The organism is Bartonella sp. CE47NXGY (assembly GCF_042195415.1).
Classification (GTDB): domain Bacteria; phylum Pseudomonadota; class Alphaproteobacteria; order Rhizobiales; family Rhizobiaceae; genus Bartonella.
Window position 1 is genome coordinate 59,641 of record NZ_JBHIOI010000009.1, and the last position, 8,437, is coordinate 68,077.

Below are 8,437 nucleotides of genomic sequence, written 5' to 3' on the forward strand. Positions count from 1 at the left end.
TGAAATATGGTACAAATTAAGCTTCCCAAAAATTCTCAAGTAAAACCGGGAAAGGTTTGGCCTAAACCTGAAGGTGCTACAAAGCTGACGGAATTTCACGTGTATCGTTGGTCGCCTGATGATGAGGAAAATCCTCATTTAGATACTTATTATGTGGATCGTTCTGCTTGTGGTCCTATGATTCTTGATGGGCTTTTGTTTATTAAAAACCATATTGATCCAACTTTGACACTTCGTCGATCATGCCGTGAAGGCATCTGTGGTTCATGTGCGATGAATATTGATGGAACCAATACATTAGCTTGTACCAAAGGGATGGATGATGTAAAACATCCCATTAAGGTCTATCCGTTGCCTTCCATGCCGGTTGTTAAAGATTTGGTTCCTGATTTAAAGCGTTTTTATGCACAACACCGAGTCATTGAGCCTTGGTTGCAAACAGTTTCTCCTGAACCTGCAAAAGAATGGTTACAAAGTCACTCCGATCGCCAAAAAATCGATGGCCTTTATGAATGTATTTTGTGTGCGTGTTGTCAGACTTCATGTCCAAGTTATTGGTGGAACGGTGATCGTTATTTGGGGCCCGCTGTTTTGCTTCAAGCTTATCGCTGGATTGCGGATTCACGTGATGAGATGTGTGGTGAACGTCTTGATAATTTAGAAGATCCTTTCCGCCTTTATCGTTGCCATACGATTATGAATTGTGCGCAAACTTGTCCAAAGGGATTAAATCCAGCGAAAGCGATTGCTGAAATTAAAAAACTCATGGTTGAACGCCGCCTTTGAAAATTTACTGATTGATCAAAATAAAGCGCAAGGTGGGAAATTGTATCTCCTTTTAGCAATTAAATCTCTAAAAGAAAATCGGCTGCTTATGGGGGCGCAGTAGCTATAATCATTCTAAAAGCGAAGTAATCTCTAAAAATTAAGCAATCCTTGTAGAAGCAATCCTTGCAATGGCTGAGCAGAAAACTCATAGTTGAATATTATCTTTGAAATTTGACCGATTAACGAACAGTAAAAAGAAAAATAGAAAATTGTGCATGTTTTTGTGCCTCTTTGAGGCTTAATCTCTAAAAATTTATTGGCTTCTATGAGGCGGTTAGTATAGTTATTATTGCCTTTAAAAAGGCATTAGTCTTTCGAGTAAACTATACTTTAAATAGCGTTCTATGTAAAAACAATAAAATCAATATGCCATGTGTTTTTATTTTTATTAAATTCGCATCATAATTTATACTTTGATGCAGATTTAAGTAATCATTTTTTATAAAAAATGATTACTCTGTATAAATATAGCACAAAAACAAATGCTGATACAAATATTAAACGCATGTAAATTATCTAAATGAAATACAAAGGAGTGATCATTATGACAATTCGTCATTTTACGACACATTTATTGTAATATCGAAAACATTGCTAATATTCAAGGATTAGGAATTTTTGATAATATCATTATATATATAAAGGTCATATTTTTTATTTTAAAGATTGGATTGTTAATCGCATTAAAAAACAAAATTTATAGTTCTCAAAGAATGGAGAACGTAAAATCCCTCTCTATTGTAGAGATAGATCATACAGTTAAGGGGGAAGTAATTTAAAATTATTGTAACGTCATAGATTTAAATTCATTAAAGAGCAGATAAGACGTTTGAAAAATAGCAAATTTATAGGTTTCTCTAAAAATTTAGAAAATGATAGTAAGAATTCTAAGAACACGTGTTGCGAATGTGGAATAAGCGGTGTTTGTAGGTTCGTTTGAGTTGAATAAATTCAATCATCAAAGAAAATATGTTGTATTTTGACGAGTTTCGGAGGTTTTGATTTTATATGTTTTTATCTATAAAAAATAGAGATTTCTAGGTTTAGATCTTATTTATTATGTTAGGGTATTTCATTGTTCTTGTATGTATGCTTAAGAAAGTTGTTTAAGCAGTAAAAGTGTTTTTTATTTTTCAGCATAAAAGATATTTCTTAACATGAAAAAGAGGTGTCCAAGTATTAACGGTATAATCAGTCATTGTTTTGGTATTTATTCTGTTGTGCTGTAAAACACTATCTTATTTAGGATGTGGTAATTAGAGTGGTTAGAAGGTGAAATCTGCTAGGTGAGGGGGCGGATTGTTTGCAGATCAGTGGCGTGTTAAGAGGCTTCGTCCTTTGAGGTGTGATAGGTGGAGTCTGTTAGCCAATTACGTAAATGAGAGAGAAATCTACGTGGACAGGTTTTTAACCTAACCTCTCTTATATATTGTGATAGGAAATTCACATTAATAAGGACTACGGCCGGTTACAGAAAATAGAAATCATTGCGAAAAAACAAGCGTGCTTGTTTTAAAATTTTTAATATTTGTGATCATAAGGGCCTGCGAAATTTCCTGTAGTATCACGCAGACCGTTCGTATTCTCGAGCCAAGAATTGTCCATATATCCTCTTCAATCTGATCTTCACGAATTGATGCAAGAGATGGGTACGAACACCTGTAAGAATAAGCAGATGCAAAGCCAGTTGTATCATTATTGTTGCTTTGCAGAGTGTTTGATAAAAATCTGGAACATTTCTCCAATTCATTGCCGGTTTATTAATGACTTTATGGCGTTGTTTTTCTAAAAGAGCTTTTGCTGTTGCAGCTTTTACTTATCAAATGGGAGTTAAGAGTATTATGTATCTCTGTTGACGTAATCTTTGAAAGTTGCTATACAGCCGCCTAATTTGAGGAGAATATGAAGCTGTAAAGGTGCAAACCAGTTTCCATTTTTAGCATCATTTTTTAATTCTGCTTTACGACTTTCAAAAGCATCTAGAGTAATGTCTTTTAAATAATAGAGATTACGCATTGCTTCACGCTTTTGTTTCTCTCGTTCTTTAATAAGATCAAAACCCTTATGTAAAACAGAACGCCCCGAACCAAATACACTTTGCTTGTCAATTTGCACGCTTGTTTTTAAGAAACCTTTCTTTAAGGTGCCTAAGCTTATTTCACTACAGAGTTCGTGGATGGTATAATGGCAAAGCCCCGATGAATAATATAAAATTTATAGAGCATCTCCATTTTTACACTTCATAAAAGAACAAGTTGGGCGCCATTAGACACTTTGCAAACTCCCAATGTTGTGACAATTTTTGGCATTTTGGATGGTTTATAAAAGGCATTTTTAGTGCTTTTTTGTACAGTTTCATTCTATACGGCTTTATTTACTTATAATGTGCAAGAGACATGGTTTTGGTTAATAAACAGCTTTGAAATGAGAGAATCCTACGGTACTAAGATCTTTTATCCAACACGCAAAATAATGAACACTCTTTATAAGACAATGTGATGCATCTTAAGAAGAGTGATTGTAGATCTGTTCTTTTAGGAATTTTTGCTTTTTGTGGTGCAGAGAAGAGAGCAGGAATATTCAGAGTAGAGCTTACCTTATGTAGTCTATGGATATCATCTTTAGGAGAGGGACATAAGCCACGTGATATGGTTAGCAAAGCTTTCTTAAGAGAAATTTGGTTGTTTACGAACAACTGGAGGTTAAGAATCTTTCTTCGTCCGAAGAAGACGTCGTATATACTACTATACTTTTTATTACCAAATAGAACGTGGTTTATGGATGCTAAATCGAAATGATAATTTATTTCGTATGAGGTTTTCCGTATTTGGAGATTGTTTGGTTAAAAAACATATTTATTAATCACTTGAAAATAGCGCTTAGAATTTTTAAACGGTAAGTTTTGGTCTTGATGACGATAATTATTTGTGATGATCGAAAGTACCTATTTTACGAAGCTTTCATTGATAGGCGAATCAAAATTTATTCTTTTCTTTTGTTTAAATATTTATTTTGCAGCTATTTTTTCTTTTTTGCATCAAAGATACTTTTTCAAAAGGTAAATGGAAAGAATGATCAAAGGCAAGAGAATAAAGAGAACCTTATGTATAATTTGGTTTTCTCGTAGAGTTGTTGTCTATTAACTTTTTTCCTCATGAAGAGTGTAGAAAATCCATCGGAGAAGCAAAGAGAATAGGAAAAGTTAAATAAATAGCCGTAACAATTAGTTACGGCTATTTTTGTTTGCTTCATATTACCGAGAGAGGAAGCTCCCCTTAAGCGATTTTTGATTTAGCAAAAATCGGGTCGTAAAAGACTTCAGAGAGTTTTCTATCTTTAAAGAACAACACTACGTCAACTGTTGTATAGAGAACGATTTTTATCATTTCTAACTCGAGTTGCCGGCCAATTTCTGATCTTTTAATCAAGGTGGCACATCGCTCAAATGTCTGCAAAGCGCTGTTAGCATGCGTTGTTGTAATCGATCCGGGATGACCAGTGTTGAGCGAATTGAGATATTCCCATGCTTCATTGCCTCGCAATTCAGCGAGAAAAATTCTGTCAGGCGACTGACGCATACACGCATCTAGGCATTCTTCAGCTGAAACACGGCCTACATTGTTACCATAAATCATATGTACATGATTGGGATGATTGGGTAGAAAAAGCTCATGAACATCTTCAATTGTGATAATACGCTCCTCTACAGGGACCTTTTCAATTAAAGAGCGAGCAAATGTTGTTTTACCAGATCCTGTTTTGCCTGCAATAATAATGTTGCGTTTGTGAAGGACGCATTCTTCCAAAAATTCAAGAATTTTTCCCTCACGTTTACTTTGTAAGAGTTGAACTTCAAATGGTTCCAACCGTGTGAAGTCCTGCCTCGATAACAAGTTATTGGCTTCTTTTGCTGAAGGCTTATTAAAACTTACATCAGAAAAATCGTCAAATGCCCCTTCTTCTTTGAGTTCTTCTAACGTTTTAACTATGAGAGAATGTTTACGAATTACAAAGGAAAGAGCACCATCAACAACAGCTGGTGTTTGTATAATTGTACCACGTTGTCCACCAGGCAAGAGCACATAATTAATACTTCTGGGAGCCATACCGTTATAAACGATAATAGCTGTAATAAGCGTTTGCAAAAAAGTGGTTGTTAACTCTGGTACGCTGTGTAGTTGCCAACCCTTAAAGCTTTTCGTCCATACTTCACAGGGGCGGCAAATCGATAATTCAGTGATCGTGGGATCTTCTAAAAAACAATCAAGCGGTTGCAGAAGCTGAAAAACTGCTTGATCTTTTTGTATCGGGTTAACGTGTGACGAGACTGTAGACATCGCTGAAATCCAGATCACGAGCAACAAAAATATTTACTCGTTCGCCTTGGTTTTTGTAAAGTGTTGGTGTGATATTGATGGAATTTTGAAGAACATCGATTGCTATAGATTCAGCATTCTGAGCTCCTTTATTTTGTGAGTTATCTTTATTTTCTTTGCTGCTTTTACCAACTTTTCCTCTTACCCATTCTCCTAAATCACCGATAATGCTTACCATAATTGCACTACCAAATCGTTCCCAAAAATGTCTGTCAACCCAGCCACCAATACCCGCTTCACCCAGAGGACCTGTGCCTGGTGAGTCAAGATTGACAACAACACCAGAAGGCGTTTCAATGCGTAACCATTGCACAAACACGCGCGTTTGTCCTTGTTGTATGCCACTTTGGTAAAAACCAACAACTTTAGAACCACGGTCAAGCAAAACAACACGTCCACTCGTGGAATAAATATCGCGTGTTAAATGACACGTCGTCATTCCGGGTTGTGATGTAATGATTTTTGTTTCTAACGTACAATCTATTTGCGTTCCTTGTGTAATCAAAAAGTCACGGTTACGAAGTTGCATCGCATGTGATTGACCTAAACGCACGGGCTGAAGGTTATCAAATAATACGCCATTACCTCTATCATTATTCGATGCTTTATTATTTGTATCTGTAGATCCTTCGCTACCACCGTTGTTAAGGCTAGAACTGAGCATACGTTTGCGTGCTAATTCTTCAGAATCTTGGAGCATATGTGGAGGAATGGCTGTTTGAAGAAGTTTACTCAATGCCGGTGGAATATCCAAGTTTGAATCTTCTGTTTGTGTTGATTTTTCTGCTTCTTCTACAATCTTTGGCTCTTCTATAATCCGAGGGACATAGTTTGGTATAATTTGCTGTACTATTTGTTGTGGTTTTTCTTCCTCAACCTCCACGGTATTACGCATTTTAAAAGCTTTCCAAGTCAAGGCAATCGGTATCGCTACTATGACAATAAGTCCTACCATTAACAATGCACGGGTACCTGGAATTGTTGGACGACGTTCAGAACCTAGTTCGGACCCTCCATAGGTACCTTCAATATGTTTTTGTTCGACGTTGTCCAGTTTTGTACCTTTTCCCTCTCCTTCCTTATTGTCAAACATCATTTTCCTCCTTTATTGATACGATAAACCACCGAAGATACTGTCCCTGTTGTGTTTGGTACGCCATTGGGGTCATAGGCTTCATTAAAAACAGCTAGAGCGCGTTTACCAAGCCGTATAAGCCATTTAGGATTGACCTTATGAACGGCGATAATATCATTAGAACTGCCGATAACGGTGCGTGGTATTAAGCTTTCATTACCTTCAGCATCTACGACATAAATCGATGGCATATCCATGTTAGCGGGAAATTTAAAGTAAGTAATACGCCCATTGTCCCAAGCATTTATCGGAGCAATATCTTGGTGACCACTCATGGTATAACTGAGATTATAGCCGTTGACGCTTTGGTGAAAACCACGTTCAATCGCAAGGCGTCGATTGTTTTCTTCTGACTTTTCATCGTTTGAATTGGGATAATGGAAAGCCAATTCATATGTTGATCCCGCACGGTCATTCCGAAATTGTAGTCGGAATTTATAACTCCGTTTGTCGGTTACAACGATGAGATTGGTATTGGCAAGTTCTGCTTTTGGTTTAATAAAAATATGCCGCCCTTTATGAGCAAAGGCATAGGCTTCAGAATCACCAAAGGCATGAGTTATGTACTGTTCACCTTCTTCAAGAATAATATGTGTTGCCACACCAAGAACTGTTTCAATTTGAACCACATCCGCTTCGTTATATGTTATATAGCGAATGCGGTGATCATATTGTGAATTTGATGGACTTTTGAGCGCCTGCACAGGTACCGTATAAAGAGAAGAAAACGAAGACAATAGAACAACGAACGCAAGTTTTTTCATAACAATCAATTCCTTAATCATTCAACAGTATTTCTGGGTCAGAACGGTAACTTGTTACTTGAAAACCAAGGGGGTTAAGCAATCGATCAGATGATTTCATGGGTGCACCAACATAGGTGTAACCAATTGTTGCAATTTGGTGCTGTTTTGGTCCAGTAGCAGCACCGTTGCTGTCAAGTTGCTGAGTCGTAAAACGTACAGTTGCTTGACCTAGTCCATTAGGCTGGATTGATCGTACTTTAACTGTAATACGTGCTTTGTTGGAAAGCACTTTGTCCCGTGCATTTTCTCCATCATAGATTTTATAATATTCTTGTTGAACAGATGCCGCACTTAAAAGTGCTGTTGTGTCATAGTTCAGTTGAATAGTATCGTAGTCGTAAGTTTCGCGGTTAAGTACATATTGGTTTAGCCAATATCTATCTACAACTTCACCATAGCTTTCTTCGTGTTCACGCATGATTGAGATAACATCAACTGCACCCGTCGTATTATCAACGCGCAATACTAAGGGAGTTGGAGCTGGTTGAGAAAATCCAACAACTCCACATATCATACCGAATAAGCCAAAAAGACCCACAGTACTCGCAACACGCCATGCCGTTCTGCGCGACCTTATAAATTCATTGATAAGATCACGTTCTAAGCCACGGCTTTCTTCATAATAACTTCTAAGTTGTTCGGCTTTCACTGGTTTTGCTTGTTTTGTTTTCATCTGTCTCCTCGCTTGATTTCGGCAGGGATTGTTTTATTAATAGGCACGCGGTTCCTATCATTAGGCTGTTTTAGCTTTGGTGCTAATGCACAAGCCGATAAAAGGTTTGCAATCAAAATTATAAGAATGATCGACTTCATTTTAATATGACTCTTTTTACTGTTATATACATTCTGATATTTGTTGTCATTATTATAATTTTGACACTAAAGTAAAGTGTATAGTTTACGATAATTTATCTTTTCTTAATTTCATTTTTTAATTTATGAAAATAGCTCAATTTCAGTGCGAATATTTTTTACTTTAGGATTGGATATTCTTGTTATTTTGTCATATGGATATTAAGGGCGTCTGTTACGGGAACCATTGCTTTTTATCTCATCTAGTTTTTATGTCTCCATAGATGTCCAAATGTAATGCCTTTTGCGAGAGAATTGGCCATGCTTGATAGTTTGAGTAACAGCATGATGGATATAATGGACAAGATGAGAGCTCCTCCAAACATGTATGCTACATTCTGGTCGTAGTCGAGTTTCATATCGCTCAAATAGTTTGCAAAGATATTCATCATCAGATTAAATACAGTTGCTAAGAGTAGAAAGAGGATTATATAATTGGC

At 36.6% G+C, this 8,437-nt stretch carries 7 protein-coding genes and 1 pseudogene; 1 reads left to right on the forward strand and 7 read right to left on the reverse strand.

Annotated elements, in window-relative coordinates; translation table 11 throughout:
- The first annotated feature begins 6 nt into the window (after nucleotides 1-6).
- Nucleotides 7-786 carry a succinate dehydrogenase iron-sulfur subunit gene (locus tag ACFIL3_RS04725; RefSeq protein ID WP_005774220.1) on the forward strand — a complete coding sequence of 260 codons (780 nt, stop codon included), beginning with the start codon at nucleotides 7-9 and terminating at the stop codon, nucleotides 784-786.
- A gap of 1,881 nt (nucleotides 787-2,667) precedes the next feature.
- On the opposite strand, the gene ACFIL3_RS04730 is transcribed toward ACFIL3_RS04725, so the two are convergent.
- From ACFIL3_RS04730 to ACFIL3_RS04760, 7 genes and pseudogenes are all read right to left on the reverse strand, one after another.
- The gene (locus ACFIL3_RS04730; RefSeq protein WP_375668537.1) at nucleotides 2,668-2,943 is read right to left on the reverse strand and encodes a hypothetical protein; all 276 of its coding nucleotides are present in this window, start codon (nucleotides 2,941-2,943) and stop codon (nucleotides 2,668-2,670) included.
- Nucleotides 2,944-4,103: 1,160 nt separating this feature from the next.
- Nucleotides 4,104-5,165 (reverse strand): P-type DNA transfer ATPase VirB11, encoded by a 1,062-nt coding sequence (gene virB11 / locus ACFIL3_RS04735; RefSeq protein ID WP_375612249.1) that lies wholly within the window; start codon nucleotides 5,163-5,165, stop codon nucleotides 4,104-4,106.
- A complete protein-coding gene (gene virB10, locus ACFIL3_RS04740) occupies nucleotides 5,140-6,297 on the reverse strand; it encodes a type IV secretion system protein VirB10 (RefSeq protein WP_375606219.1) in 1,158 nt (385 codons plus the stop codon). The genes virB11 and virB10 overlap by 26 nt, the downstream gene beginning before the upstream one ends.
- Entirely contained in the window at nucleotides 6,297-7,103 is an 807-nt protein-coding gene (gene virB9 / locus ACFIL3_RS04745; protein ID WP_375681882.1) for a P-type conjugative transfer protein VirB9, read from the reverse strand. Before virB9 ends, virB10 begins: the two co-directional genes overlap by 1 nt.
- A gap of 13 nt (nucleotides 7,104-7,116) precedes the next feature.
- Entirely contained in the window at nucleotides 7,117-7,818 is a 702-nt protein-coding gene (locus tag ACFIL3_RS04750) for a virB8 family protein (RefSeq protein WP_375606007.1), read from the reverse strand.
- Nucleotides 7,815-7,958 carry a TrwH protein gene (locus ACFIL3_RS04755; RefSeq protein ID WP_273790050.1) on the reverse strand — a complete coding sequence of 48 codons (144 nt, stop codon included), beginning with the start codon at nucleotides 7,956-7,958 and terminating at the stop codon, nucleotides 7,815-7,817. Before ACFIL3_RS04755 ends, ACFIL3_RS04750 begins: the two co-directional genes overlap by 4 nt.
- A 242-nt stretch (nucleotides 7,959-8,200) precedes the next feature.
- Nucleotides 8,201-8,437, reverse strand: a pseudogene (locus ACFIL3_RS04760) (trwi protein); the annotation flags it as partial.